The following is a 26,529-nucleotide window of genomic DNA, read 5'->3' on the forward strand; positions in this document are numbered from 1 at the left end:
CACCCTGGTGGCTTCTTCGACCCGGCACATCCGGGTCGAAGAAGCCACCAAGACATACGCGACTCGGCTCGAACCCGCAGGCCTGCTTGCGCTGAAGCCCATCACGCTCGACATCGATGCAGGCACCTTCGTCTCGATCGTCGGACCATCGGGATGCGGGAAGAGCACGTTCATGCGGATGGTCGCCGGTCTCACCCCGATCAGCGGAGGCCGGATCGAGATCGACGGCACCGAGGTGCGTGAACCCCGGAACGATGTCGGCGTCGTTTTTCAGTCCCCGGTCCTCCTGCCGTGGAAGACCGCGCTGGAGAACGTGATCCTGCCAGCCCGTTTCGCCAAGAAGAACTTGGCCGAGGCGAGAGAGCAGGCTCGCGAGTACTTCGATCTGGTCGGGTTGAGCGGCTTCGAGAGCGCGTATCCTCGCGAGCTTTCCGGAGGTATGCAGCAACGAGTCGGGATCGTCCGGGCTCTGCTCAACCACCCGAAGCTGCTCCTGATGGACGAGCCTTTCGGCGCTCTTGACGCCATGTCTCGAGAAAAGATGAACCTGGAGCTCCTGCGGATCTGGGCGGCAACCTCGTGCACGGTGCTGTTCATCACCCACAGCATTCCCGAAGCGGTGTTGCTCGCGGATCGAGTGCTCGTGATGTCCGGTCGTCCAGGCGAGATCGTCGACGACGTAGAGGTGACGTTGCCCCGCCCACGAAGCCTGGAACAGATCAACACCGCCGAATTCGGGAGGTACACCTACAGTCTGCGCCAGCATTTCAAGTCGGAAGGACTCGACTAAATGTCCACTACTCGCAGTCAGGTCAGGCCCTTGCCCTCACCTAGCGGGCTTGCCCTGCGGTGGTTCCGCCGGCGGCTGACTGATCCCGTCAACTACCTGACAATCGGGGTGGCTCTCGGCTTCTTCGTTTTGTGGGAGATCGCTGTCAAGTCCGGTGCGATCTCACGGCTCATCCTGCCAGCACCATCCGCGATTTTTGATGCTCTGTTGCTGAATCTCGGGATGCCCGTCTTCTGGGAACACACGTGGATCACGCTTCAAGAGATTCTGGTCGGCTTCGCGGCAGGGTCCATCGCCGGTTTCGTGCTCGGCGCCGGTATCGGAGTGTCACGAGTCGCGCAGAGAGTCTTCGGGATGGGGATTCTGGTGCTTCAGGCGATACCGAAGGTGGCGGTGGCGCCGATCATCGCCGTGTGGCTCGGCTACGGTTTGACGGCCAAAGCTGTCATCACGGCCCTGCTCTGCTTCTTCCCGGTCTTCGCCAACACGGTAGCGGGCATCCGTTCCACGCCGACGGAGTATCAGGAGTTGGTCAGCGCGTACCGGGGAAGCCGCACCCAGCGTTTTTTCCATGTGACCTTGCCTAACGCCCTGCCGTCGGTATTCGTGGGGCTCAATGTTGGCTTGACCTTGGCCGTGATCGGCGCGATCGTCGCGGAGTTCGTCGGCTCGAGCAAGGGTCTTGGAGCGTACATTCTGGCGCAGGGATTCCAGCTCAATGTGGCCGGTGTATTCTGCGCCCTCCTCGTCCTCGCAGTGATCACGATCATTCTGAGCGAGGCCGTTTCGTTCCTTTCGCGTCGAGTTGTCTTCTGGGCGCCCGAGTCTGTGGCGGGCTCGACCATATGAGTGACGATCCCGGCTCCGCCCGGTAGCCGCTGCTCAGGTCATACCTCGCGGATGATGACTCGGCGCGCGGGAACACGCATCCTGAGCGGGTGAACAACACGTCGTCTCCCACCACGTCCGACGACGCGACGACCCGGTTCTTCGAGGAACTCGGGCGCCGCGGGAACGAGCCGCTGCTGCGCAGGGTCAGCGGGCGCATCCGCTTCGAAATTGTCGATGGTGAGCGCACGGATTCGTGGCTCGTGGCCGTCGACCAGGGCCGGCTGTCCGTGACCCATGAGCAGGCGACGGCCGACTGCACCATCCGCGGGGGGCGTTCCACTTTCGACGAGCTGGCCGCCGGTCGTCGAAATATGAACGCAGCGCTCGTGCGCGGTGCGCTCGCCGCCCGTGGCGACCTCGAGCTGTTCTTCGCGATCCAGCGTCTCTTCCCCAACCCGCCTCCTGGGTGGGATCCGACCGTCGAGACAAGGGGCGAATCATGACCGATACAGTCAGCATCCTGAACGGCAACACCTTTGTGGTCAGCGATGTCGTGGGAGACATCGAGTCGTCGCCGACCGACCCGACCGGGTTGTTCTCGTTCGACACGCGGTTCTTGTCGAAGTGGGTGCTTACCGTGGACGGCGAACGGCTCACCTCGTTGTCGACCGATGACCTGCACTATTTCGAGGCGCGGTTCTTCCTGGTTCCAGGGGTCGGCAGTGTCTACGTGAACGCGACGATGTCGGTCATCCGGCAGCGGTCGGTCGGCAACGGTTTCACCGAGGTGCTGTCGATCCTGAATCACGACGACCAGCCGGTCGACGTGACCGTACGAATCGACGCCGCCAGCGACTTCGCGGATCTGTTCGAGGTCAAGGACGCGCTGGCGAAGAAGGGTTCGTATTCGACGAAGGTCGCCGGGCGCAGCCTGGAACTGGAATACCAGCGCGACACCTACCATCGGTCGACCGCCATCTCATCGACCGAGGAATGCTCGGTGGACGAGGACGGGTTGACGTTCACGGTCACCATCGGGTCGCACGAAGCCTGGAGCACCGAATTGGAGGTCGCGATCGAAGTGCTTCAGCAGGAGGTTCAGGGGCAGGGGCGTTCGATCTCCGAGCAGGTGAAGCGCCCGATCCCGGACATGGCGGCGAACCTCGCCCGATGGCTGGACGAAGCGCCGCGGCTCGGATGCGACTGGGAGACCCTGGTCAGGACCTACCAGCGCAGCCTGGTCGACCTCGCGGCGCTGCGCTTCTCCCCGCTGACCGCGGGACGCAACAGCCTGCCGGCGGCAGGCTTGCCGTGGTTTATGACGATGTTCGGGCGCGACAGCATCTTCACCAGCCTCCAGGTGCTGCCGTTCGGGTCCGAATTGGCGCGCACCACCCTGCGCGAGCTGGGATTGCGGCAGGGCACGCGGACCGACGACTTCCGGACGAGGATCCCGGTCGCATCCTGCACGAGGTGCGGTTCGGCGAACTGACCGCATTCGAGGAGCGTCCCCACTCCCCGTATTTCGGCTCCGCCGACGCCACTCAGTTGTACGTGGTGTTGCTCGACGAATATGAACGGTGGACCGGTGACACCGAACTGGTTCGTGAGCTCGAGTACGAAGCCCGGGCGGCGCTGCACTGGATCGACACCTACGCGGACCTGCAAGGCAACGGCTATGTGTCTTACGAGCGGCGCAATGCGGAAACCGGTTTGGAGAACCAGTGCTGGAAGGACTCCTGGGACTCGATCTCGTACCGCGACGGCACCCTGCCCGGATTCCCGCGGGCCACTTGCGAATTGCAGGGCTACGCCTATGACGCCAAGGTGCGCGGCGCGCGACTGGCCCGAGAGGTGTGGAACGACCCGGACTACGCGGCCGAGCTGGAAAGGCAGGCCGCGGACTTGAAACGACGCTTCAACCGCGACTTCTGGGTGGCCGACGGAGAGTACTTCGCGATCGCCCTCGACGCCGACGGGCGACAAGTGGACTCGCTCACCTCGAACATCGGGCACCTGCTGTGGAGCGGCATTGTCGACGACTCGAAGGCGCAGGCAGTGGTCGACCACCTGATGAGCGACCGGTTGTTCTCAGGCTGGGGCATCCGAACGCTTGCCGTCGGCGAGGGCCGGTACAACCCGATCGGCTACCACAACGGCACCATCTGGCCATTCGACAGCTCGTTCATCGCCTGGGGTCTGCGCCGTTACGGCTACAAGGATGAGGCAGCGCTGATAGCGGCCGGCATTCTCGAAGCATCCCGGTTCTTCGACGGACGGCTGCCCGAAGCGTTCGGCGGGTACTCGAAGTCGATGACGAAGTATCCGGTGCAGTACCCGACCGCCTGCAGCCCGCAGGCGTGGTCCACCGGTGCGCCGCTGCTGCTGATGCGCACGATGCTCGGCCTGGAACCGATGGACGGGCACCTGATCGTGGACCCCGCGCTGCCGGCGAACATCGGCCGGCTGGAGCTGCTCGACATCCCGGGCCGCTGGGGGCACATCGACGCCTTCGGCCGCGGCCGGGTGGACACGTCGCGGGTGACGGGCGCGTAGGAACTGTGGCGGAGAATGGGGGATTCGAACCCCCGAGGGCTTGCACCCAACACGCTTTCCAAGCGTGCGCCATAGGCCACTAGGCGAATTCTCCGGGCGGCCTGCTCGCAGGCCTCCGGAAATCTTACAGGCTTTCGCGAGGCTCATCGTCCGCGCCAGTCAGGCGAAATGCCAGACGCCGACCATCGCGACGATGACCGGCGTCTGACTCACTGACAGAGCGGAACTACTTGGCTCCCCAGAGTTCGAGGAATCCGTTCTCGTAGTCGGCGTCGCCGTACCAGGCGCCGGATGCCTCGGCGGCTGGAGTGAGCTCCAGTTCGTTGGCGCTCTCGGCGGTGAACAGACGCCGATACGGGAACGCGAGGTTCTGCGTGCTCGGCTGCCCCGACATCATCCGCAGCGTCTGGTCGGCGGCGTACCAGGCGAACGCCTGCAGGTTCATGCCGACCTCGGCCTGCATGAACCGTTCGTCGGCGAGCATCTGCATGACCGCGAGCGAACCTTCCATGCTGATCACGTGCACTTCGTCCTGGGCGAGCCCGGCCGACTGCAGGCCCTGCTGGATCGATTGCACCAGGCTGTCAGCCTCGGCGTGGATGTATTTGATCCCGGGGTTGGCGACCAGCGTGCTGCTAATCAGGCTGGGGAGCTTGTCGAGCTGTCCGGTGTTGATGTCGACCTTGGTGACCTTGCAGTCCGGGCAGCCCTTTTCATAGGTGGCGTGCGCGCCTGCTTCCATCCAGAGAATGGTGGCCGGGGTGTCGTTGATCGTGACGGTCAGGACTTCGGCCTGGGCGTTCGAGTCGGCGATCACCCAGTTCGCGATCCAGGCTTCCATTTCGACGTTGTTCGGGGTCAGGTATCCAACCTTGGTCGGTTCACCGGGGCCCGCGGGCGCGACCTGGGTGTAGAGCAGCGGGATCCCGGCGGCGGTGACGGAGTCGAAGGCGACCGACGCCAGCTCGTAAGGGATCGATCCGGAAATGACTGCGCCTGCGCCGGCCTGCACGGCCTGATCGAGGCAGGTTGCCATCGACTGCGGGTTCGCCTTGCCATCGCAGACCTGCAGGTCGACGCCGACGTTGGAGAGCGCTGTTTCCAGGGTGTCAGCGACGACGGTGAACAGCGGGACCTGAAGCGTCGCAGCGACGTAGTGCACTGTCTTGCCTTCAAGTGCGGCGAGGTTCTCCAACGCGGGGCCGGGCGCCTCGAACTCGTCGAACGACGCGGAGATGGAGTCGACGACCCCCTGGGCTGCTGCCGCCTCCGCGGTCAGTTCGACGTCGTCGGTCGTTGCAACCTCGTCGGTGGCGGCGCTACATGCGGTGAGGGCAAGAATTGCGGCGGCGACGATCGCCGCTCGCACAGTGCTGTGATTGCGTTTCATGGTGGCGGGAGCTCCATTTCTTCTTCTCTTCGTTGAGACCGGGGTCCGGTGTCGGACGCCAGTGGTGGTGCTGGATTGACGCAACGCTCAGGCCGGCGTTGTGGCCAGTTGAGCTCGGAGGGGGAGTTCGGACAGTCCATTGATGAGCGGATGCTGCCGGTGTGCTGGTTGCCCAGCCAGTTCGAAGCGATCCACCCGCTTCAGCAGCGAGTTGATCAGGCTGTGGGCTTCCAGCCGGGCGATCGCCTGGCCGACGCAACCGTGCAGGCCGTAACCGAAGGACAGGTGATCCGTGGGGTTGCGGTTGATGTCGAAGATGTCCGGATTGTCGTAGTGGCGCTCGTCACGGTTGGCGGCAAGGAAATTGAGCAGCACGCGTGAACCCGCGGGGATGGTGACGCCCTCGACATCCACATCACGCGTCGTCAGCCGGAAGAATCCGCGCACCGGTGACCACATGCGCAGGGTCTCTTCGAATACCTGCTTCACGAGGGAAGGGTCGCGTTTCATCGCCTCCCAGACCTCCGGCTGCTCGGCGACGAGCCTGAGCAGCGAACCGAGAGCGTTCGATGTGGTGTCCAGGCCGGCGACCAGCAGGGCGTTGATCTGCAGCTGACCGCTGCGCTCATCCAGGATGCCGGCGTCGACGGCGTCGAGGATGGCTGCACCCCAACTGCCAGGCCGCAGAGCCTGACGGTTCGACACCGAGGCGATCCAGTCGACGTAGCCGATTACGGTCGGGATGAGGGCCTTCAGCCGGTCGCTGGCCGGCCCGAAGGTGTAGTTCACCGCGTCGGCACCCTCGAACAGGTGCGCGCGTGGTTCGCTCGGGATGCCGATGAGGTCTCCCACGATCTTCCGCGGGATCGATTGGGCGAGTTCGACCCCGTCGAAGGTGGGTTGCTCGAGTGCGGCCGCGACAATGTCGTCGACCTCGTCGGCGATCTGCTCGCGCAGCGCCGTTATTGCGCGAGGCGAGGTCTGCGCGGCAAGGACGCCTCGGATGACGTCGTGCTGCGGAGGGTCGGTGGCGATGATGGCCCCGATCACGGGTGCATTGCCGTCGGGAAGTAGGGCCACGCCTTCAGCGGACGAGTACGTCTGCCAGTCCATTGCAGCGCCTCGGACGATGTCGTAGCGGCTGAGTAGCCAGAACTGGTGCTCGGGAACCCACACCGCCGGTGCGATGTCGCGGAGTTCCTTGAGCAGCTCGGGGTCGCCGGTGACGTCATTGCTGAAGACGTCCAGCGTGGTGCTGAGTGCAGTGGTGTCCACCATGAGGAGCCTCCATTCGGGTGGTGCGGGTTGCGGTTAGGCGCGGATGCGCCGCTGGAGCAGGAACGAGACCGTGACGGCGGCGACCAGCACGACGCCGTAGAACACGTCGGTCACCCAGCCGGCCTGGCCGTGCAGCTGGAGCCCGAATACACCCGTGAGCAGGAAGTAGCCCGCGATGAGCATCCCGATCGGGTTGAACCGGCCGGGCACGATGGCGACGGTGCCGAGGAACACAGCAGCGAAGGTCGGCATGAGGTTGGTCGCGGCGGTGCCGGGGTTGAATCCGCCGAGCCCGATCGACAGGATGACTCCGGCGAGTCCGCAGAGCAGCGCAGAAGAGAGGTAGGCGCCGACCCGGATCCGGGTCACCGAAATGCCTGCGAGCCGCGCCACGTCCCGGTTGGAGCCGACGAACAGCATGTGGCGTCCGAGCGGGGTCGCGCTCATGATGTAGGCGACGATCGCCACGAGGATCACGCCGTACCAGAAGATCATCGGAAGTCCGAGGAATCTGCCCAGGGTGATTACGGAGAGCGCCGAGTCGAGGCCGCTCACCGTGGTTTCCCGCGACATCAGGAAGGCGAGCCCGCCTGCCACGCTGGAGACGCCGAGGGTGACAACCACCGAATTGATGCCGACGATCACGATGAGCACGGCATTGATGATTCCGAAAACGAGCGCCACACCGAAGGCTGCGAGCACGGCGGGAAGGAACGGCCAGCCTTCGAACACGACGAGCGCGGGGACGGTGACCGCGGAGATGCCAAAGATGCCGGCGAATGAGAGGTCGAACTCGCCGACCGCCATGGTGATGACAACGGCCAGCCCGAGGAAGATCAGGGGCGTTTGCGTGCTGAGTACCGCACGCATCGCCGCGATCGCACTGACATCACCGGGTGCGGTCGCGACGAGCACCACGATCATGATGAGCCAGATGAGCACCAGGCTGTAGCGCTGCAGCACGATCGAACCGATGCGCCGGGCGAGGCTCGCTCCTGTGCGCGCTGGGATGTCGGATGCCGGAGGCCGTTTGGCGTCGTTACGTGATGGGGATGTGGTGGTCATGCTGCGTCTCCTTCGACGGGAGGGAAGATGGTGTTCAAGATCGTGTCCGCGGTGAACGGTCCGCGCAGTTCGCGGGCGACGACGCCGTCCTCGAGCACCAGTACCCGGTCGCACACGGCGGCGAGGTCTTCGACTTCGGAGGAGCACAGCACGACGGCTGCGCCATCCGCGGCTGCCTGGCGCGTGGCGCGAAGCACCGCGGTGCGAGCACCGACATCCACGGCCTGCGTGGGGTCATCGAGAACGAGCAGGGCAGGCTTGCCGATGAGCCACTTGCCCATCAGCACCTTCTGCTGGTTGCCGCCACTCATGGTTGCGACCACGGCCTTGCGGTCCGCGGGCGTCACGTTGAAGTGGTCCAGGATCGCCTGGGTCTCGATGCCCTGCCAGCGTCGGCCGGTCCACCATGGCTTACCGTTCGTGCGCAGGTGCGGGAGCGTGACGTTCTCCTCGACGGTAAGCGTGGTGGCGAGTCCCTTGGCGGCTCGGTCTTGGGGGATGAATGCCACCCCGGCGCGGAGCAGGTCGATGGTGCGATTGCGGTCGAGTGGGAGGACTGTGCCGTCGATCACGAGCTCGCCGCTGGCGCTGGTCGCGCCGCCGAGCAGTGCAGCGAAGCCCGGGAGGCCGGAATCCACGGCGCCGGTGACACCGAGAACTTCGCCGTGTGCGACGTGTGCGCTGACGCCCCGAACCCGCCCGCCAGTGATGTCGCGAAGCTCAACCCCGCCGTCGCGCAGCCGGGTCGGCATCGCCTGTACGAAGTTGTCGAGCTCTCCCTCGTGCCCGAGCACGAGCCGGGTCAGGGCTGCTTCGTCGAGGTCTGCGGTGGGCAGGCCGGTTTCGACGACTCGCCCGTTGCGCAGCGCGGTGGCGCGGTCCGCGATCTCCAGCACTTCCTTGAGGTTGTGGCTGACCAGCAGCACCGCTGTGCCTTGCCGGGCGAGGAAGCGGATCATCTCGTAGAACGCGGGCAGCGCCTCGTGGGGGATGGCCCGCGAGGACTCGTCGAAGACGATGACGCCGGTGCCGGGGGTGCGCTCCTGCAAGGCCCGGGCAACCGCAACGGCGACGCGCTCACTCGGGGTGAGGGTGGCGACCTTGGCAGCGGGGTCGATATCGAGCCCGAGGAAGTCGAAACTCTGGCGCACTGCGGCGCGGTCCTTGGCGGTGTCGATCCATCGGGTGAACCGCCGGGTGCTGTGTCGGCCGACTCGAGCGTTCTCGCGAACGCTGAGGTCGGCGATCAGGCCGAGGTCTTGATGAACAAACGCCAGACCTGCCTCATGCAGCCGCTTGGGCTCAATCGGCGGGCCGATCCGTTCGCCGTCCACCAGGATGTCGGCGCCGGGGTCTGGCCGGTAGACGCCGCTGATCAGCTTGATCAGTGTCGATTTTCCGGAGCCGTTCTGGCCGACCAGGGCGTGGATCTCACCCGGGGCGATGCTGATGTGGGCATTGTCGAGCACGGTGACGCCCGCGAATGTTTTGGAGAGGTTCCGAACCTCGAGGCGCGGCGCGTTCACTTGACGCTCCGCTCAGCCGGGCGCGGCTCGCTCAGGGGCATTGCAATTTCTCGTTCGCACGACACTGCACCGCACCTCCTTGTGTGGCAGACAGGGCGCGAAAGTCGTTTCCAGCCCTTTTGGTACGACAGTTGTAGCACTCACTTGATGCTCTGTCCAGTGAAAACCCTTAAAGTCGCGCGACTGGACGAGTCATCGCCTGTCCGACTTGGGTGGGCGGCGCGAGCAGCGGCCCCATGCGTGTCGGCGGACTCGGCGGTACCGCCATCGGCGTGGCCGTCATGGGTCTCGGGCGGGTCTTCCGGACTCGCGGAAGCGCGCGGGCGCGGACGCGGGCGCGGCAACCAGCGATCGGGGCTCAGAGTTGGCGGGGCCTCGAGAGCCGGCGCGGCCCCGCCAACGGTGTCCTCGACGTGCTCTACCTGGGCATGGCTCGGCACCGTGCGTCCGTCTCGCCGAGAGGTCGCACGGTGCCGAGGATGCCCCCGTTACAACGGGAGTGTCAGTTCACGCTCAAATCCATGATCCGGTCGATCAGTTCGCTGTCCGGGGACACGAATGAGAAGAGCTCATCGAAATGATTGCGGTCGGGCTGCTTGTAGTAGTCGCCCGTGAGTCCGGCGGCACGCCAAGCATCGAAGAAGTCCTTCGACTGTCGATCGAATTCTTCGGTCTGCAGTCCGCCGAGGGTTACCAACAGTGGTGGCGCGGACGTCGGCAGGTCAAGGATTGGGCTGTACTTGATGACCTGGTCCCCCGTCAGTTGGAGTGACGGTTGCAGGAACGTGTTCCGCAGGGGGCGAATGTCGAACAGGCCACTGATGGCGCAACCACCTCGAATCGTGTTCTCTGGAAGTCCGTACACTCCCTCCCAGTCGGTGTCGAGGAGGACAGCAGTCGCGTGGCCGCCAGCGGAGTGCCCCGACACGATGAGCCGCTCGGGGTCGGCGCCAAACTCCGCCGCGTGCCGGTAGGTCCAGGCGACTGCGGCACGCTGCTGCCGGACGATCTCGTCAAGCGAGACCGTCGGGCAGAGCGCGTACGACGGGATGACCATCGTCGCGCCCCTGCCCACGAGTCCGCGCGCCATGAAGCTGAAACCCTTCCGGCTGTTGAGGCGCCAATACCCCCCATGGATGAACACCACCACGGGTCCGCCAGGCTCACCCGGGAAGACGTCTAGTCGCTCTGCCAGGGTGGGGCCATACGGAATATCCAGCACGGCGCCCAGCTCGTCACGCGCTTGGGCGCTGTCGCTAGCGAACTGCGCACCCAGCGCCATGAGCTGCTCCCGCGGCACCGTCGCCTCAATGTCGTACTGCTGATCGAGTTCTTCCTGCGAGGTGAACCGTTTGCCGGCTGGTGTCTCGTACAAGGTGTGCATGTGAGGTCCCCTTTGGTCAGTGGGCGTCGGAATCGGTGAGTGCACCGCTGTCGTAGACCGTCTTGCCGGCCACGATCGTGCGGAGAACTTCGGTCTCGGGAAGGTCGTCGAGCGCGCACGTCGAGGGATCGCGATCCACGATGGCGAGGTCGGCATGGTAACCGGGCTGCAGTGAGCCGATCCCCTCCCACTGCATCAGTCGTGCGCCGTTCCGCGTCCACGTGGCGAGCGACTGCTGGCGCGTGAGCGCCTGCCCCGGAAGGAGGTTCCGGTGGCCGCTGCCGGCGAACTCGTGGGTCTCGGCCAGCCACATCTGCTCGAATGGGCTGCTCGGGCCCCAGTCGATGCAGGACGACACGTTCAGTCCGAGATCGACGAAACGCTTCATGGGCGAGAGGTCCGCGAGGATCTCGTCGCCGATGAGCTCGGCGAAGGTGTCTCCCATTCCCCAGCCGAAGCCGGCCCCCACGGTGATCTGGAAGTTCAGTTCCGCATATCGCTTCGCCTGCGCCTCGCTGGTGATCAGGCAGTGCTGGGCCACCCAGTCCCGGCTCTTGATGTCGTACTTGTCGACGTAGGGCTCAATGGAGTCGAAGAAGTCGTCGTGATCGAGGTAGGAGTACATGTTCATGTTGAGGCGGAGGTCGTTCTTGCAGCAGTACTCGACGACCATTTCCTCCACCCATTTCGGAATGGCCGCCGCCTCCCCGCCCATTCCTCCGAGTGGGTTCCGGTAGGGCTCCCGGTGCCGGAATGCCCCAGTGGCAATCACTCCTGACCGTCCGAGGGTGACACCGTTCACGCGCATCAGGTCGTCGGTGATCTGCGTCAGCGAGGTTGCGAGTTCGAGGCGTTCCCGGATGGAGTCACGGGTCGGATCGAGCGTGGGGAAGAAGGACCAGTTGGCGACATCGAGGGTAGCCAGAACCCGCAAGGTCATCTCATCGGCCGTGCGCAGGTTCTGCCAGCCCTGAATGTGATCGGGTTCCATCGCGTGAGAGTGGTAAACGCTGGTGATGCCCGCCTGATTGGCCGTCGCCATCCCCTCACGCGCGCCCATGTCCCAGAGTCCTGGGGGCGGCGGCGGCATCTTTCCAAGGATCGAGAGCCAGAACGGGTCGTTGGTGTAGTAGTAGTAGACGGGACCGAAGAGCCGTCCGGTCGGAGCGCCGCCTTCCTTTTCGATGGTGACCGTGTTCACCACATCAGGGAGCCCGCCGTCGATCCCCACCTCGGCCAGGCCGCGGCTGTTGAATGCCGTGACGCTCGGAGTCGTCGGTGTCCACCCCTGAATGACGACGGGATGATCGGTCGTCGCGCGGTCCAGGACGTGACGGTCGGGCAAGGCCTGCTCGGGCAGGTCGCGGTAGGACCGACGGACGAAGTAGTGGGCCTCCCCGACCGGAGTCGCTCGGATCCATTGTCCAGCCGGTGTCACCGCTGCCACCGCCCGGATGCGTTCGACAATGTCATTGTGATCGCGGGCGTCGGAGAGATCCACGGTACCCAACTGGATGCCGGCGAAATGCTGGTGGTGCGAGTGGCCATCGACGAGCCCCGGCATGGCTGTCGCGCCGTCGAGATCCAGTCGCGCGGCACCTGGTCCCGCCAGACTGGCCATCTCCTCCTCGGCACCCACGGCCAGCACCCGGCCACTGTCGATGACCAATGCCTCATGCGAGGACATCGCCTCGTCGCAAGTCAGGATGGGGCCACCGGTGATAAGTGTTCGCATACGACTACTCCTTTGAAGACGCACTGAACTCGATTGAAGTCGGACTGAATTGTTCGAAAGTATAGGAGCAATCTAGTTAATTCAATACATTTAAATGGTTGAATCCTCGATGAGTAGATGGCACCAGGCATCGGTGAGTGTCTGCAGGGAGATCTCGCGCGGGACGACCCAGCCGACGCGGAACCAGCGGCGCGACAGGTACTCGAACTGCCCGAACGCCAGGATGCATCGGATCCGCCTGGTGTGCTGCTCGAAGCGGCCCGCGCGATCCAGGCCGGATTCCATCGCCTCTGCGACGTGCTCGAACCATTTCTCGATGGCGTCCGCCACTTCCGGTTCGCCGGACGCTTGCTCGGCAGCCAGCAGGTAGGGGCGGATCACCGGCCACTGGTCGAACTTGCTGCTCAGCCACTGCTCCACAAGGTCGCGGCGCCCCAGCTCGACCACGACATCAAGCGGCGGGTCGTCGATCGCCGTGAGGATCACATCAACTTCGGTGATCAGCTCGCTCATCAGCTGCGACTTCGACGCGAAGTGCAGGTAAAAGGTGGTCCGAGTAGTGCCCGCGGCGCCCGCGATGTCGTCGATCGTGGTTGGAACATAGCCCTTGGACTCGAACAGTTCGAGCGCCTTCTGGAGGAGAAGGTTGCGCGTCTGCTGCTTGTGAAGGTCTCGGAGGGTGGCCATGCGATCAGGGTAGAGGATCCGATGCAGATTGCACTGTCTCTTGACACTCTGTTATTTGAGTGGATACAGCCGGCGCCCCGGGACCGCCCACACCAGCCGCGTAGGCTGGCCCGGTGGCAACACGGATTTTCATCACGTCCGCCGAGGGTCAGACCGGCAAATCGACCGTCGCCCTCGGAGTCCTTGAAGCGTTGAACCGGCAGGCCGGCCGGGTAGGGGTGTTTCGTCCGGTCGCGCGCACGGCGGGCGGGCGCGATTACGTTCTCGAGCTGATGCTTGAACACGATTCAGCGGATCTCGACTACGACGAATGCGTCGGCGTCAGCTACGAACGGGTGCACACCGACCCCGACGCCGCGCTTGCCGAGATCATGACCCGGTTCCAGGCGATCGAGTCCCGTTGCGACGCTGTGGTGATCCTCGGCTCGGACTACACCGATGTCGCGGTGCCCACCGAGCTCTCATTCAACGCGCGCGTCGCGGCGAACCTCGGCGCGCCCGTGCTGCTCGTGCTCGGCGGACGCTCGGGCGATTCGTCGCGCACGCCCGACGACCTGCGCCAGCTGGCCGAGGTGACCGAAGCCGAGCTGCGCGCCCAGCACGCGTCACTGCTGGCGATCATCGCCAACCGCGTCGACCCGGATAAACTGGCTGAGACCGTGTCCGCGATTCAGGGCACGGTGAGCGCGGGCACCCCGGTGTGGGCGCTGCCCGAAGACCCGATCCTCGTCGCCCCCACCGTCGGGTCGCTGTTCCGGGCGACCGAATCGGAACTGCTGTTCGGCGACCCGGCACTGCTCGACCGCGAGGCGCTTGGCTTCGTGGTCGCCGGCATGTCGATGGAGAACGTGCTGCCACGACTCATCGAGGCGTCGATCCTAGTCGTGCCAGGTGACCGGATGGACGTGCTCGTCGGGGCCCTGATGGCCCAGGCATCCGGCACCTTCCCGAAGTTGTCCGGTGTCATCCTGAACGGCGGCTTCCCGGTGTCCCCGCAGATCGAGCAGCTGATCTCCGGCTCCGGCGTGACCCTTCCGATCGCCCGCACCAGCTTTGGCACCTATGACACCGCCCGGCGGCTGGCCACGACTCGGGGCCGGTTCGCCGCCGAAACCGCGCAGAAGTACACCAGGGCGCTGTCGCTGTTCGAGGCGAACGTCGACGCCGCGAAGTTGCTTGATGTCCTCAAGGTGACCACGGCATCCGTCGTCACCCCGCTGATGTTCGAGCGCGGGCTGCTTGGCCGTGCGCGTGCCGACCTCAAGCACATCGTGCTGCCGGAGGGTGGCGACGACCGCATCCTGCAGGCGGCGAACATGCTCGCGCAGCGCGGCGTGGTCAAGCTGACGGTGCTCGGCGACGAAGCGAAGATCCGCTCCAGGGCCGCGGAGCTCGGCCTTGACCTCGGGCAGGTGCAGATTCTCAGCCCGTTCGACCCCGAGTTGCGGCAGCGCTTCGCCGAGGAATACGTCCGGCTGCGCTCGCATAAGGGCATCAGCGCCGAGATGGCCGCCGACACGGTGACGGATGTCTCCTACTTCGGCACCATGATGGTTCACCTCGGGCTGGCCGACGGCATGGTCTCCGGCGCCCAGCACACCACCGCGCACACCATCCGGCCGGCATTCGAGATCATCAAGACCAAGTCGGGCGTGAAGGTCGTCTCCAGCGTGTTCCTGATGGCGCTCGCCGACCGGGTGCTCGTCTACGGCGACTGCGCCGTGATCCCGGAACCCACCGTCGAGCAGCTCGCCGACATTGCGATCTCGTCGGCGGAGACCGCCCAGCAGTTCGGGATCGAGCCGCGGGTCGCGATGCTCAGCTACTCCACCGGGGATTCCGGTTCCGGCGTCGATGTCGAGAAGGTACGCGCGGCCACCGAACTGGTTCGCGAACGCAGTCCGGACCTGCTGGTCGAGGGACCGATCCAGTACGACGCGGCCGCCGACCCGGTGGTTGCGGCGCAGAAGATGCCCGATTCGCCGGTCGCGGGCAAGGCGACGGTGTTCATCTTCCCCGACCTGAACACCGGCAACAACACCTACAAGGCGGTGCAGCGCAGCGCCAACGCGGTCGCGATGGGGCCGGTGCTGCAGGGCTTGAACAAGCCGATCAACGACCTGTCGCGCGGCGCGCTGGTGCGCGACATCGTCAACACCGTCGCGATCACCGCGATCCAGGCGCAGGGAGCTTCACCCGCATGAGCAGTGTCTTCGTCGTCAACTCAGGCTCCTCATCGATCAAGTTCCAGCTGATCGACCTGAAGACCGAGGAATCCCGGCTCAGCGGACTGATCGAACGCGTCGGTGAGCCGGGATCGGCGATCTCCGACCACGAGGTAGGCATGAGCGTCGTGCTCGCGAAGCTCGGCGACCAGACCGGCGATATCGTCGCGGTCGGTCACCGCGTGGTGCATGGCGGCAGCGACTTCGCCGGCCCGACCCTGATCGATGACGAGGTCGAGCGCGAGATCGACTCGCTGTCCCGGCTGGCGCCACTGCACAATCCCGCCAACCTGCTCGGCATCCGTGCCGCCCGCAAGGCGATGCCAGATGTGCCGCACGTGGCCGTCTTCGACACCGCCTTCCACCAGTCCATGCCGCCAGCGGCATACACCTACGCGATCGACGCGGAACTAGCCGAGCAGTACAAGGTGCGCCGCTACGGCTTCCACGGCACGTCGCATAAATACGTCTCTGAGCGTGCCGCCGAGATGCTCGGCAAGCCGCTCGACGACGTGCGCACCATCGTGCTGCATCTCGGCAATGGGGCATCCGTCACCGCGGTGGATGGGGGCCGCTCGGTCGACACCTCAATGGGGCTGACTCCGTTGCAGGGGCTCGTGATGGGCACGCGCACCGGCGACATCGACCCCGCCGTGGTGTTCCACCTGCACCGCGCGGCCGGGCTCAGCGTCGACGAGCTGGACGTGCTGTTCAATCGCAAGAGCGGACTGCTCGGACTCACCGGCATGGGTGACATGCGCGACGTCCAGGAGGCTGCGAGCAAGGGCGACGCCGCCGCGGATCTTGCCTTGCAGGTGTGGCGGCACCGGATCCGGCACTACATCGGCGCGTATTTCGCGCAGCTGGGTCGACTCGACGCGTTGGTCTTCACCGCGGGGATCGGCGAGAACAACGCCCTGCTGCGGCGCCGGGCGCTCGCCGGGCTCGAGCACCTCGGTATCCGCGTCGATGACGACCGCAACGAGCTGGCATCCCGTGAGGCACGCGTCATCTCACCGGATGGCGCGGCGGTCACGGTCATGGTGATCCCGACGAACGAAGAGCTGGAGATCGCCAGGCAGGCGGCATCCGTCGTCTGAGGGGACTCGCGAGAAAATGCTGCATTAGACTCGCGGTTCACCTCGACCCGTGAAGGAGCCGATCGTGTCCGCGCATCCGATGCTGACTCCGCTGACCACGGCAGCAGAGACGCAGCGATTCTCAACCAGCACCGTCCCCGTCGACCGGAGACTGGCCAGCTGGGAGGAATACAACGAACAGGTCCTGTTCGGGCTGCGCGCCTCCACACTGTCTGACGACGGACTCCTTGCGACGCAGAGCAACCTCGACCTCCATCGTCTGCGGTTCACCGAGATCATCGGCAATAACCATGTGATCGAACGCACCCCGCGCAACATCGCCGCGAAGCCAGTTGATGCGGTCATGCTCTGCCTGCTGCTGAAAGGCAATGCGTTCCTGTACCACGCTGACGGCTGCGACCCGGTGCGGGCAGGAGACGCCGTTCTGTACGACGCCGACCGACCGTTCATGTACGGGTTCTCGAGCAACATGCACCAGCTGATTTTGGAGCTGCCGCGCAACGTCTTCCACGGCAGTATCGGCGAGGAGGGCGTTGTCCGCCCACGCGTGCTGCACCTCGCCGACTCTCAGGTGGCACAGGGCTGGGTGCGGGCCGCCGCCAAGTCCATGCACGACGCCATCAGACAACCGTCGCTGGCGAGCCCTGATCTTGAAGACTCGCTGATCGACCTGCACGCGCTGATGCTCGGCCACGGTGCGAGCGCGACCGGCAGCGGGTACGTCCTCGCCGCCCGAGAGTTCGTGCGGGCACACCTGAACGAAACGGACCTGTCCACGGCGCGGATTGCGCGAGCGGTCGGCGTGAGCGAACGGCACCTCGCCCGCGTGTTCGCCGACGAAGGGCTGACCGTCGCCACCTACGTGATGGACCAGCGGATGTCGCGCGCCCGGGACATCCTCGGGGATCAATCCCGGCAGACACTGGCCATCTCGGAGGTCGCGGCCGCGGTTGGATTTGTGTCTGCCGCTCACTTCGCGCGGGTGTTCAAGGCGCGCTTCGACTGCAATCCGCGCGAGGCCCGCGACGCTTTCCTGCGCTGATAGCGCCCGGCTGAGTGCGTGGCCGGATTGACTCTTTCGGACATGTTCCTGCCTGTTCCGGACATCGGGGCTTAGGCCCGGCCTTCGAACGCCACGCTGATGGGGAGTGCCCGCGGGAGGCTTCGCCGTCCGCCGGGTTCAACGACGCACCCTTTTATCGAAAGGCACAGCCATGAAGCCCCTGCGCACCCCGCGCATGGTCGCGATCCTCGCCGGATCCGCGCTCTTGCTCACCCTCGCCGCCTGTAGCACCGAAGAATCCACCGCACCCGCTGGCGATGCCGCCGTGGCAGCGGAGACTGACACGGCCGCGCTCGAGGCAATGCTGGAGGAGTTCCAGCAGCCACTGAACGAAGAGGTCCCGGAAAGCTCGCCCGCGATCCAGGCCGGCAAGTCGATCGTGGTCATCCCCTGCACCTACGCCTCGGAGGCCTGCGCCCGCGGAGCGGACGCCGCCATCGAAGCGGCCGAGTCGCTCGGCTGGGAAGCCCGCATGATCGACCCCGGTGGAAACCCCGAGAAGGCTCGGCAGGCGATCGACCAGGCCATCCAATTGGATGCGGACGGCATTATCTTCACCGCCGCCGTCGGTGACCAGATCAACGAGAAGCTCGCCGAGGCCCGCGCTGCCGGCATCTTCCTGGTGAACAGCATGTCGCCCGGCGACGAGCGGTTCGACGTCGACATCTCGCCTGACGAGGACCTGAGCGGCAAGATGTCGGCCGCCGCGATCGCACTTGACAGCGGCGGCGACGCGAAGGTGCTCGTCACCACCGACCCCGCGTTCCCCTCGATTGCCGAGCGCACCGCTGCGTTCGTGAAGTGGCTGCCCGAGCTGTGCGCGGACTGCGAGATTGTCGAAACCCTCGAGACGCAGATGTCACAGCTGCAGTCCGGCCTCCCGCCGCAGATCCAGGCAACCCTCACGGCCAAGCCCCAGATCGACTACATCTGGACGCACACCGGTGCTGCAGTCGTCGGCAGCCAGGCCACCGTCGAGCGCAGCGCGAACGGCGACACCATCAAAATGCTGTCCTTTGACGGTAACTCGGCGAACCTCGACCTGATCTCGCAGGAGAAGAGCCAGTTCGTCGACGTCATCAAGCCCATGGAGTGGGCCGGCTACCTGATGGTGCATGAGATGAACCGGCTCCTCGCCGGCGAGCTCACCGAGTACGAGCTGATCGACATGCCGAAGCGCCTGGTCACGGCAGACACCATGCCTGACCTGCCCTGGACCGGCGACGCGGACTGGAAGTCCGGGTTCAAAACTCTCTGGAAGAACGCGGCGTAACACCGCCCTCCGGTGCCTGATCGTCTGATCAGGCACCGGAGTTCGCACAGCTACGGACGGATCGCATGATTACCACCCCTGCCCTCACTGTTGCCGGCCTCAGCAAAACCTTCGCCGGGCAGCGGGCCCTGGACGATGTGTCGTTCTCGATCGCCGACGGCGCCATCACGGCCCTGCTCGGCATGAACGGCTCAGGCAAGTCGACCCTGATCAAGATTCTCGCGGGGGTGTACTCGCCGGACCCTGGCGCCGCGCTCACCGTGCGCGGCGACGAGCTCGCCCTCCCGCTCCAGCCGAGCGACGCACACCGAGTAGGGCTCCGATTCCTGCATCAGGATCTGGGCCTGGTCGATGCCCTCACCGTGGCAGACAACTTCGCGCTTACTGACGGTTTTTTCGCAGCGGGTACGCTCGCTCCGATCAACCGACGCAAACAGGAACGGCACACGAGCTCAACACTGGAACGCTTTGAGATCGACGTGCGTCCCACCGCGCTGATCAGGGACCTTCCGCCGGCGACCCGAACCATGGTCGGCATCGCTCGCGCCTTCCAGGACGGCGACGACGCGGTGCGTCGCAACCTCCTGATTCTCGACGAACCCACCGCGTCGCTTCCCGCCGAGGAAGTTGAGCGGGTGCTCGGCATGCTCGAGCGACTGCGCGCCGCCGGTGGGACCGCGATCTACGTCAGCCACCGAATCGACGAAGTCCGGCGCATCGCCGACCGCCTGCTCGTGCTTCGCGACGGACAACTCGTTGCCGACGAACCGCTCGGCGCCCGGGACAACGATGACATCGTCTCGCTCGTCATCGGTCGACCGCTCGCGCGCGTCGAAGTCGCCGCACCCGCTGAACGGGAAGGCGAGGTCGTGCTGTCGGCGACCGGCCTGCGCGGATCCCGGCTGACGGGAATCGATCTGGCAGTGCGCAGCGGCGAGATCGTCGGCGTCACCGGCCTGATCGGCTGCGGGCGCAGCGAGCTGATCCGCATGCTCGCCGGTGCGCAGAAACCGGATGCCGGAACAATGACGCTTGCAAGTCAGCCATATGCCCCCGGCGTTCCGGCCGACGCTGTCGGTCTCGGTGTCGGCTGCGTACCCCAGGACCGGCGGGCCGAGGGCATCGTCGCCGACATGAGCGTGGGGGAGAACCTCACCCTTGGCCGGTTGGACCGGTTCCGCCGTGCAGGCAGCATCGACCGTGCCGCTGAGCGGGAGGCATCCGCCGGCATGGCCGCCGAATACCTGGTCAAGGCCCGATCGCTTGACGTGCCGATTCGTACGCTGTCCGGCGGCAATCAGCAGAAGGTCGTCGTTGCGCGGGCAGCCAGCACCGGCGTCCGGGTGCTGCTGCTCGATGAACCGTCCCAGGGAGTCGACGCTCTGGCCAAGCAGGAGATCGGCAACATCCTGCGCTCACTCGCCGAATCCGGGGTCGCCATCGTCGTGGCGTCAACCGACTACGCCGACTTCGTCGGTCTCGCCGACCGCGTGCTCGTCCTCAACCGAGGACGGCTGGCCGTCGAACTTGGGCCGGGCGAGATCACCGAAGACAGCATCGCGCTGGCCTGCACCGCTCAGGCCGCCTGACCACCCAGGGAAGAACTGTGACTACCGCGACATCCACCAGCCTGCTCGACCGACTTCGGCCGGGCGCCATCATGCGCCAGTACGGCATCGCCGTATTTCTCGTGCTGATGATCATCGTCTTTTCGTTGCTCATGCCGAGCACCTTCGCCACGTCGGGCAACTTCCGGCAGATCCTCGGCGACCAGGCGGTGCCCGGCATCCTCGCGCTCGCCGTGATCCTGCCGCTCGCCGCCGGGGAGTTCGACCTCTCCGTCGCCGCCAACCTCGGCGCGACCACGATCCTCGGCATTGTGCTCGCCGGGTCGGGACTCCCGCTGCCGGTGGTGATCCTGGCCACCCTCGCGGCCGGAATGCTGATCGGTGCGATCAACGCCTTCATGGTGATCGTCGTTGGGGTCAACGCCTTCATCGCCACCCTCGGCATGGCGACCATCCTGTCCGGGTTCAACCTGCTGCTCACCGGCAGCACGCTGATCATGCACGATGACGGCGCCTTCACCGCCATGACCAACACCCGCGTGGCTGGCTTCCAGATGGTGATCGTTTACTTCCTCGTCGTCGCGGTGGTGCTCTGGTATCTGCTCGAGCGCACGCCGTTCGGCCGCTACCTGCGCGCAACCGGGATGGGACGGGATGCCGCACTCATCTCTGGCGTGCGCACCAAGAAGTACCTGGCTGCAGCCTTCATCGGCGCCGGACTGCTCGCCGGGCTGGCCGGCACCCTGCAGGCGTCCCGCGCCAGCAACGCCACCCCGGATCTCGGCCCCGAGTTCCTGCTGCCCGCCTACGCCGCGGCCTTCCTCGGTGCGACCGCGATCCGGGCCGGTTACTTCAACGTGTGGGGAACCGTCATCGGCGTGTACCTGCTCGCGATCGGCGCCAACGGGCTCATCATCCTCGGTGCCCGCACCTGGGTCATCAACGTCTTCAACGGCGTCGCCCTGCTCGTTGCGGTCTCGGCAGCGACGCTCGTGCAGCGCCGCCGCAAGCGAGTCAAGCCCGCGGCATCCGACGCCTCAACCCCCGCCTCGAAGGAGTAACCGAAATGTCCCTGCTCGCCACCACAAATTGGCACGGCAAGATCTTCGTCGATGGATGGACCGCGGGCCAAGGCGGTACCGCGCCGGTCATAGAGCCCGCCACCGGGCGCGACCTCGGCAGCGTCGGAGTTGCCAGCGCCGCTGATGCGCGGCGCGCCGCAACCTCGGCGGCCCGCGTGCAGACCGAATGGGCACTGCGCACGCCCGAAGAACGTGCCGCCGTACTCCGCCGCGCCGGCCAGTTGTTTGAGGACCACGCGGAGGAGATCCAGGGGTGGATCATCCGCGAGTCCGGGGCCATTCTGCCCAAGGCGCAACTCGAAACGCATATCGCCGCCAACGAGTGCTACGAGGCCTCCGCGCTGCCCACCCACGTGCAGGGTGATGTGCTCGCCTCAAGCGGCGACCACTGGTCGTTCGCGCGGCGGCGGCCAGCAGGCGTCGTCAGTGTCATCGCGCCGTTCAACTTCCCGCTGATCCTGTCGATTCGTTCGGTCGCGCCTGCGCTCGCGCTCGGAAACACGGTGCTGCTCAAGCCGGATCCGCGCACCTCTGTCTCCGGCGGCGTCGTGCTCATGCGCGTGTTCGAAGAGGCAGGGCTGCCGACCGGAGCGCTGCAGTTGCTGCCGGGCGGCGCGGATGTCGGAGCCGCAGTCGTCGAGGCGCCCGAGGTGCGGGTGATCTCGTTCACTGGCTCGACCCCGGCCGGACGCATCGTCGGCGAGACGGCCGCGCGGCACCTGAAGCGCGCGCACCTGGAACTGGGCGGCAACAACGCCATGATCGTGCTGCCCGGCGCCGACCTCGACAAGGCGGTGTCGGCCGGAGCATTTGGGTCGTTCATGCATCAGGGGCAGATTTGTATGAGCACCGGGCGCCACCTGGTGCACGAGAGCATCGCAGCGGAATACGTCGCCAAGCTCGCGGCGAAGGCCGACAACCTGCCGGTCGGCGACCCCGCCACCGAGCAGGTCGCGCTGGGGCCGATCATCGACGCGAAGCAGCTCGCGCGTGTGGGCGAGATCATTCGCGACTCAGTGGCCGCCGGCGGTCGCGTGGCGGCGGGCGGAGCGGCGGATGGGCCGTTCTTCCGGCCGACCGTCCTCACCGATCTGACGCCCTCGAACCGGGCGTGGGCTGACGAGATCTTCGGCCCGGTCGCCCCGGTCATCGCATTCTCGACCATCGATGAAGCCGTCGACCTGGTGAACGCCAGCCCGTTCGGCTTGTCGGTGAGCATCCTCGGGGAAGTGGGGGAGGCGATGAAGGTCGCCGACCGTGTCCGCTCGGGCAAGATCCACATCAACGAGCAGACCGTCATGGACGAAGCGAACGCCCCCTTCGGCGGCGTGGGCGATTCGGGCACCGGATCCCGATTCGGCGGAGCCGCCGCGAACATCGAGGCGTTCACCGAGAACCAGTGGCTCACCATGCGACCGGACATCGCGCCGTACCCGTTCTAGTCGTGACTGTCGGGCTGCGTCTGGGAAGACGCAGCCCGGCTTACTCGATCCCGGTCGTGCGGTTTCTGGGCGCGCTCGGGGGTTGACGCCGCGTCCATCGCAATAAGACTGTCTGCATGGGACTTCCCGCTACACCCATGCAGCGCGTGCTCTTCCGCGGCCGCGGCCCGGTCAGCGAGTTGCTGATCGATGCCCTGCCGCGACCGCGCGCCGAGATCGACGCGGCGCTTGCTGGGTTGACCGCGCTCACCGAGCAGGCGGTGGATGCGACATCCGACATTCTTCGCGACGACGACCTGCAGCTGGCGTTGCTGATTCTGTACGGGCTGCACTACGGGTCGCTGGTCGAAACCGACGGGGCCTGGGAGTGGCATCCGGCCACACTGTCCGCCCGGCTGACGATCGAGGAGGCATTCGAGAGGGAGCTGCGCCGGACCGTGCCCATGCCCGACCTGCCGCAGCCGAACCGCGAGGCGGTCGCGGCCGCCCTGTTCGAACTCACCGGCCGCGACACCGGGCCGAGCCTGTCGCGCTACGTCGCTCGCGAGGCCACCGGTGAGCAGCTGATTGAGCTGGTCGTGCAGAAGTCGGTGTACACGCTGAAGGAGGCGGACGCGCAGACCTGGACGATTCCGCGGCTGCGCGGTCGGGCCAAGGCCGGGCTGGTCGAGATCCAGGCCGACGAGTACGGGGAGGGGCGGCCGGAGCGCATGCATTCGGCGATCTACGCGGGCACGATGCGTGGCGTCGGGCTCGACGACCGGTACGGCGCCTACCTCGACAGCGTGTCGGCGATCACCTTGGCGTCATTCAACATGATGACCATGTTCGGCCTGAACCGGCGCATGCGTGGTGCCTCGGTCGGGCACTTCGCCGCGTTCGAGATGACTTCGTCGGTGCCGAACCGGTTCTATGGCAACGGCTTCCGCCGACACGGGTACGGCCAGGAGGTCACCTGGTACTTCGACGAACACGTCGAGGCCGACGCGGTGCACGAACAGCTGGCGGGACGGGATGTCGCCGGCTCACTGGCCGAAGACGAACCCGACCTGCTCGCCGACATCTTCTTCGGAGCGGCCGCCTGCCTCACCGTGGACGGCTGGGTGGGAGAGCACATCCTGAACAGTTGGACCGACGGTCGGTCATCACTGCGGATGCCGCTGGCTGAGGCTACTTCGGAGGCTTGACATGAGCATCCCCGCCGTCACCCCGAGTATCATCGCCTGCCCGGATGGGCCGTTGATCGTGCGTGGGGACATCGACATCCTCTCCTCCGCAGGGGAGCCGATCGAGCCGAACCGGCGCACGTTCGCCCTCTGCCGATGCGGGGTGTCGACGATCAAGCCATTCTGTGACGGCAGTCACAAGTTGATCGGCTTCAAGACCGACGAGCCGGCGCCGGAGGGGTAGCCGCGCTTCGAGCGCGTCGTGCTTAGTGCCGGCGTGCTTGAGAGCGCGCCGTGCTTAGGCCCGGACCCGCCTGGTCGTCGGATATCGCGGTGGGGTGTCGCCGTACGGGGCCTGCTCACTCGGTGTTGACCCGCTGACCAGTTCGAACTGGCGGCGCACACCGGCGCCGGTGACCAGGAGGTGGGCGACGACGGCGGCGACATCCGCGCGTGGAATGGTGCCGCGCTCGACCGTGTCACCGACCGTGATCAGCCCGGTCGGCGGCTCATTGGTCAGGCCGCCGGGGCGAACGATCGTCCAGTCGAGGCTGCGCGGACGGATCGCGGCGTCCGCCTCGCTCTTCGCTCGCGAGTACGCCTGCATCACCTCGTCAGCGTTCGGGTCGACCCGGTCGGTGGCGATCGCCGAAATCTGGACCAGGCGACGGATGCCGGCGGCCTCCGCCGCGTCGGCGAGCAGGATCGCGGCATCCCGGTCGACGGTGGTCTTGCGTGCCGCTCCGCTGCCCGGGCCTGCGCCCGCGGCGAATACGACGGCGTCGGCGCCCTGCAGCTTCGCGGCGAGCGTTGCCACATCGGTGTGCTCGAGATCCAGCACCAGCGGCTCGGATCCGACCTGTTCCAAATCGGCGCTCTGATCGGGATTCCTGATGATGCCGACCGGTTGGTGACCGGCATTCGTCAGCAATTGCGACAGCAGCAGGGCGATCTTTCCGTGGCCTCCGGCGATGACGATGCGCATTACTCGACGTTAGCCGGGTAAACTGTTTGACGGCTCCTCGCGTGGCGCCATCCAGGCCAACTCCCCCAGGACGGAAACGTAGCAAGGGTAACCGGGCTCTGGCGGGTGCGCGAGGAGTCCTTTTTGTGTGCGGGGGACTCCTGATCGCGATCCGCCGCGTTCCGCAGGAGTTGTGAAGCGAAACGCCGGCACAGAGGACTAACTACCCGGCGTGTCTGTAGGTAAGTCCTGCGCACCGCGGGAGTGCGCGCGACGCGGGCGTCAGATCCGGTGCCCGCGGGCCCGGCGACCGTCCGCCACCATCCGCTCGATGGCTGCGAGCACCAGGTCCCAGTCGCGCGTTACATGCGCCGGCCGAAGCCGAAGTGTCGTGCGTCCCAGGGCTGCGGCGTGCAGATCTCGGTCGCGGTCGAGGGCGAACTGGTCCTCGGTGTCATGGAAATACTTGCCGTCGACCTCCAGGCCGACGATGTCTTCGACGAGCAGGTCCTGGTGGCCGAGGCCCGGCACATAAGCCTGCGACTGCACACGAAAGCCGCGCTTGAGCAGCCGGAACCGCACGATCGACTCGTACCCGGAGCCGCTCCCGAAATTCAGTTCCGGCAGATCCTCGATGAGCCTCTTTGGCGTCTCGGCCGCGAAGTGAGCCACCTCTGCGGAGCCGACCACGCCACAATGCACCGCTGATTCAAGTGCCGCCAGCGCGTTCTCGAGATCCAGGCAGTGCAGCGCTTGCCACAGCGCCTGCTGCGGAGTCGCCAACCAGCGGCTGGCCATCCCAAATCGAGGGTCGTGCCAGTGCACACGCGGTAGTCGGCCCCGAGGATCGATAGTGAGCGGGATTCGGCCATGCGTTGTCGCGACTTGCAGATGAAGTCGGATGTCGAAGCCCGACCACACACCCAGCCGACTCAGCGCCGAGACGCAGGTGAGCGCGCCGCCGACCTGCGCGGCGAAGGCCAGGTCAGCGTCGACGTGCCGGCAGGCATACGTTCCTCGGCGCGGACGCCACAGTTCCCCATGGGCGACCGCATAAGTGAGCCGCTCCCGTGAGAAGCCAGCGCGGGCGAGATCTCGTGCAGCGGCCAGATGGCCGAGAGAGCAGACGACCGCGGACAAGTCGCGCATGGGACTAGAGGATGGTGCTCGGACGTAAGTCGCCGAAGGGGAATAACGGAGTGCACGGATGGCTCGCCGTCTGAGTGACCTGTGGAGGAGGCATCCGGTGTGCTTCCCTGTCAGTCGTCCGCATTAGCTTCCCCGCGTCGATTCTCAGTTCAAGCCCGGTGATACTGACGGCGTTGAGCAGGACTTTCTCGGGACGCGCCGCGCGTCGACGCAATCACGTCGGCGTGTTGGCCGAAAACTCCTGCGGAAAGCACC

The 26,529-nt window shown here is 65.9% G+C and carries 23 protein-coding genes, 1 tRNA gene and 1 other RNA gene; 15 read left to right on the top strand and 10 right to left on the bottom strand.

What is annotated here, in order from left to right:
- The first annotated feature begins 7 nt into the window (after positions 1 to 7).
- The 5 genes from GO591_RS01555 to GO591_RS15730 all read left to right on the top strand — a co-directional run bounded on the left by GO591_RS01555 (position 8) and on the right by GO591_RS15730 (position 4,177).
- On the top strand, positions 8 to 790 hold the full coding sequence (locus GO591_RS01555; RefSeq protein WP_198295521.1) for an ABC transporter ATP-binding protein: 783 nt from the start codon (positions 8 to 10) through the stop codon (positions 788 to 790).
- Positions 791 to 1,639, top strand: coding sequence for an ABC transporter permease (locus GO591_RS01560; protein WP_157155198.1), 849 nt, complete (start codon positions 791 to 793; stop codon positions 1,637 to 1,639).
- An 89-nt stretch (positions 1,640 to 1,728) separates the two neighbouring features.
- Positions 1,729 to 2,124 (top strand): SCP2 sterol-binding domain-containing protein, encoded by a 396-nt coding sequence (locus tag GO591_RS01565; protein WP_157155199.1) that lies wholly within the window; start codon positions 1,729 to 1,731, stop codon positions 2,122 to 2,124.
- Positions 2,121 to 3,113 carry a glycogen debranching N-terminal domain-containing protein gene (locus tag GO591_RS15725; RefSeq protein ID WP_198295522.1) on the top strand — a complete coding sequence of 331 codons (993 nt, stop codon included), beginning with the start codon at positions 2,121 to 2,123 and terminating at the stop codon, positions 3,111 to 3,113. Before GO591_RS01565 ends, GO591_RS15725 begins: the two co-directional genes overlap by 4 nt.
- On the top strand, positions 3,095 to 4,177 hold the full coding sequence (locus GO591_RS15730) for an amylo-alpha-1,6-glucosidase (RefSeq protein ID WP_198295523.1): 1,083 nt from the start codon (positions 3,095 to 3,097) through the stop codon (positions 4,175 to 4,177). Before GO591_RS15725 ends, GO591_RS15730 begins: the two co-directional genes overlap by 19 nt.
- 6 nt (positions 4,178 to 4,183) lie before the next feature.
- Here the strand turns inward: GO591_RS15730 and GO591_RS01575 are convergent.
- The 8 genes from GO591_RS01575 to GO591_RS01610 form a co-directional block, all read right to left on the bottom strand.
- Positions 4,184 to 4,271: transfer RNA gene (locus GO591_RS01575), tRNA-Ser, on the bottom strand.
- A gap of 132 nt (positions 4,272 to 4,403) precedes the next feature.
- Positions 4,404 to 5,567 (bottom strand): sugar ABC transporter substrate-binding protein, encoded by a 1,164-nt coding sequence (locus tag GO591_RS01580; protein ID WP_157155200.1) that lies wholly within the window; start codon positions 5,565 to 5,567, stop codon positions 4,404 to 4,406.
- 87 nt (positions 5,568 to 5,654) lie between these two features.
- Positions 5,655 to 6,845 carry a cytochrome P450 gene (locus tag GO591_RS01585; RefSeq protein WP_157155201.1) on the bottom strand — a complete coding sequence of 397 codons (1,191 nt, stop codon included), beginning with the start codon at positions 6,843 to 6,845 and terminating at the stop codon, positions 5,655 to 5,657.
- Positions 6,846 to 6,878: 33 nt separating this feature from the next.
- Positions 6,879 to 7,910 (bottom strand): ABC transporter permease, encoded by a 1,032-nt coding sequence (locus tag GO591_RS01590; protein ID WP_157155202.1) that lies wholly within the window; start codon positions 7,908 to 7,910, stop codon positions 6,879 to 6,881.
- The gene (locus tag GO591_RS01595) at positions 7,907 to 9,436 is read right to left on the bottom strand and encodes a sugar ABC transporter ATP-binding protein (protein ID WP_157155203.1); all 1,530 of its coding nucleotides are present in this window, start codon (positions 9,434 to 9,436) and stop codon (positions 7,907 to 7,909) included. The genes GO591_RS01590 and GO591_RS01595 overlap by 4 nt, the downstream gene beginning before the upstream one ends.
- 502 nt (positions 9,437 to 9,938) lie before the next feature.
- A complete protein-coding gene (locus GO591_RS01600; RefSeq protein ID WP_157155204.1) occupies positions 9,939 to 10,820 on the bottom strand; it encodes an alpha/beta hydrolase in 882 nt (293 codons plus the stop codon).
- Between the two features lie 16 nt (positions 10,821 to 10,836).
- Positions 10,837 to 12,555: an amidohydrolase gene (locus GO591_RS01605; protein WP_157155205.1), complete on the bottom strand. Its 1,719-nt coding sequence runs from the start codon at positions 12,553 to 12,555 to the stop codon at positions 10,837 to 10,839.
- 90 nt (positions 12,556 to 12,645) lie between these two features.
- Positions 12,646 to 13,242, bottom strand: a complete 597-nt coding sequence (locus GO591_RS01610; protein WP_157155206.1) for a TetR/AcrR family transcriptional regulator — start codon at positions 13,240 to 13,242, stop codon at positions 12,646 to 12,648.
- A 113-nt stretch (positions 13,243 to 13,355) separates the two neighbouring features.
- Here GO591_RS01610 and pta point away from each other — a divergent pair, with 113 nt between their 5' ends.
- From pta to GO591_RS01655, 9 genes are all read left to right on the top strand, one after another.
- The gene (gene pta / locus GO591_RS01615) at positions 13,356 to 15,446 is read left to right on the top strand and encodes a phosphate acetyltransferase (protein ID WP_157155207.1); all 2,091 of its coding nucleotides are present in this window, start codon (positions 13,356 to 13,358) and stop codon (positions 15,444 to 15,446) included.
- On the top strand, positions 15,443 to 16,567 hold the full coding sequence (locus GO591_RS01620; protein ID WP_157155208.1) for an acetate/propionate family kinase: 1,125 nt from the start codon (positions 15,443 to 15,445) through the stop codon (positions 16,565 to 16,567). Before pta ends, GO591_RS01620 begins: the two co-directional genes overlap by 4 nt.
- Positions 16,568 to 16,631: 64 nt before the next feature.
- Complete coding sequence (locus tag GO591_RS01625) at positions 16,632 to 17,609, top strand: AraC family transcriptional regulator (protein WP_157155209.1); 978 nt, start codon at positions 16,632 to 16,634, stop codon at positions 17,607 to 17,609.
- Positions 17,610 to 17,781: 172 nt separating this feature from the next.
- Positions 17,782 to 18,903, top strand: coding sequence for a sugar ABC transporter substrate-binding protein (locus GO591_RS01630; protein ID WP_157155210.1), 1,122 nt, complete (start codon positions 17,782 to 17,784; stop codon positions 18,901 to 18,903).
- Positions 18,904 to 18,968: 65 nt separating this feature from the next.
- Positions 18,969 to 20,492, top strand: coding sequence for a sugar ABC transporter ATP-binding protein (locus GO591_RS01635; RefSeq protein ID WP_157155211.1), 1,524 nt, complete (start codon positions 18,969 to 18,971; stop codon positions 20,490 to 20,492).
- A gap of 17 nt (positions 20,493 to 20,509) precedes the next feature.
- Complete coding sequence (locus GO591_RS01640) at positions 20,510 to 21,532, top strand: ABC transporter permease (protein ID WP_157155212.1); 1,023 nt, start codon at positions 20,510 to 20,512, stop codon at positions 21,530 to 21,532.
- 5 nt (positions 21,533 to 21,537) lie between these two features.
- Entirely contained in the window at positions 21,538 to 22,995 is a 1,458-nt protein-coding gene (locus tag GO591_RS01645; RefSeq protein ID WP_157155213.1) for a benzaldehyde dehydrogenase, read from the top strand.
- A gap of 116 nt (positions 22,996 to 23,111) precedes the next feature.
- Complete coding sequence (locus GO591_RS01650; RefSeq protein WP_232466234.1) at positions 23,112 to 24,182, top strand: iron-containing redox enzyme family protein; 1,071 nt, start codon at positions 23,112 to 23,114, stop codon at positions 24,180 to 24,182.
- A gap of 1 nt (position 24,183) precedes the next feature.
- Entirely contained in the window at positions 24,184 to 24,405 is a 222-nt protein-coding gene (locus GO591_RS01655; RefSeq protein ID WP_157155214.1) for a CDGSH iron-sulfur domain-containing protein, read from the top strand.
- A gap of 54 nt (positions 24,406 to 24,459) precedes the next feature.
- Here GO591_RS01655 and GO591_RS01660 read toward each other — a convergent pair whose 3' ends face one another.
- Positions 24,460 to 25,146, bottom strand: a complete 687-nt coding sequence (locus tag GO591_RS01660) for an SDR family oxidoreductase (RefSeq protein WP_157155215.1) — start codon at positions 25,144 to 25,146, stop codon at positions 24,460 to 24,462.
- A gap of 28 nt (positions 25,147 to 25,174) precedes the next feature.
- Here GO591_RS01660 and ffs point away from each other — a divergent pair.
- Positions 25,175 to 25,271: signal recognition particle sRNA small type (ffs, locus tag GO591_RS01665), an RNA gene on the top strand.
- Positions 25,272 to 25,407: 136 nt separating this feature from the next.
- Here ffs and GO591_RS01670 read toward each other — a convergent pair.
- Positions 25,408 to 26,274 carry a type IV toxin-antitoxin system AbiEi family antitoxin domain-containing protein gene (locus GO591_RS01670; RefSeq protein ID WP_157155216.1) on the bottom strand — a complete coding sequence of 289 codons (867 nt, stop codon included), beginning with the start codon at positions 26,272 to 26,274 and terminating at the stop codon, positions 25,408 to 25,410.
- Between the last annotated feature and the right edge of the window lie 255 nt (positions 26,275 to 26,529).

It is taken from the genome of Diaminobutyricimonas sp. LJ205, assembly GCF_009755725.1.
Classification (GTDB): Bacteria; Actinomycetota; Actinomycetes; order Actinomycetales; family Microbacteriaceae; genus Ruicaihuangia.

Excerpts from the sequence above, each read along its gene's own strand:
- GO591_RS01620 (WP_157155208.1), top strand. The coding sequence starts at position 15,443 with ATGAGCAGTGTCTTCGTCGTCAACTCAGGCTCCTCATCGATCAAGTTC.
- GO591_RS01580 (WP_157155200.1), bottom strand. The coding sequence starts at position 5,567 with ATGAAACGCAATCACAGCACTGTGCGAGCGGCGATCGTCGCCGCCGCA.
- GO591_RS01610 (WP_157155206.1), bottom strand. The coding sequence starts at position 13,242 with ATGGCCACCCTCCGAGACCTTCACAAGCAGCAGACGCGCAACCTTCTC.
- GO591_RS01670 (WP_157155216.1), bottom strand. The coding sequence starts at position 26,274 with ATGCGCGACTTGTCCGCGGTCGTCTGCTCTCTCGGCCATCTGGCCGCT.
- GO591_RS01655 (WP_157155214.1), top strand. The coding sequence starts at position 24,184 with ATGAGCATCCCCGCCGTCACCCCGAGTATCATCGCCTGCCCGGATGGG.
- GO591_RS01600 (WP_157155204.1), bottom strand. The coding sequence starts at position 10,820 with ATGCACACCTTGTACGAGACACCAGCCGGCAAACGGTTCACCTCGCAG.
- GO591_RS01560 (WP_157155198.1), top strand. The coding sequence starts at position 791 with ATGTCCACTACTCGCAGTCAGGTCAGGCCCTTGCCCTCACCTAGCGGG.
- GO591_RS01650 (WP_232466234.1), top strand. The coding sequence starts at position 23,112 with ATGGGACTTCCCGCTACACCCATGCAGCGCGTGCTCTTCCGCGGCCGC.
- GO591_RS01585 (WP_157155201.1), bottom strand. The coding sequence starts at position 6,845 with ATGGTGGACACCACTGCACTCAGCACCACGCTGGACGTCTTCAGCAAT.
- GO591_RS01605 (WP_157155205.1), bottom strand. The coding sequence starts at position 12,555 with ATGCGAACACTTATCACCGGTGGCCCCATCCTGACTTGCGACGAGGCG.
- GO591_RS01630 (WP_157155210.1), top strand. The coding sequence starts at position 17,782 with ATGAAGCCCCTGCGCACCCCGCGCATGGTCGCGATCCTCGCCGGATCC.
- GO591_RS01645 (WP_157155213.1), top strand. The coding sequence starts at position 21,538 with ATGTCCCTGCTCGCCACCACAAATTGGCACGGCAAGATCTTCGTCGAT.
- GO591_RS15725 (WP_198295522.1), top strand. The coding sequence starts at position 2,121 with ATGACCGATACAGTCAGCATCCTGAACGGCAACACCTTTGTGGTCAGC.
- GO591_RS01635 (WP_157155211.1), top strand. The coding sequence starts at position 18,969 with ATGATTACCACCCCTGCCCTCACTGTTGCCGGCCTCAGCAAAACCTTC.
- GO591_RS01590 (WP_157155202.1), bottom strand. The coding sequence starts at position 7,910 with ATGACCACCACATCCCCATCACGTAACGACGCCAAACGGCCTCCGGCA.
- GO591_RS01660 (WP_157155215.1), bottom strand. The coding sequence starts at position 25,146 with ATGCGCATCGTCATCGCCGGAGGCCACGGAAAGATCGCCCTGCTGCTG.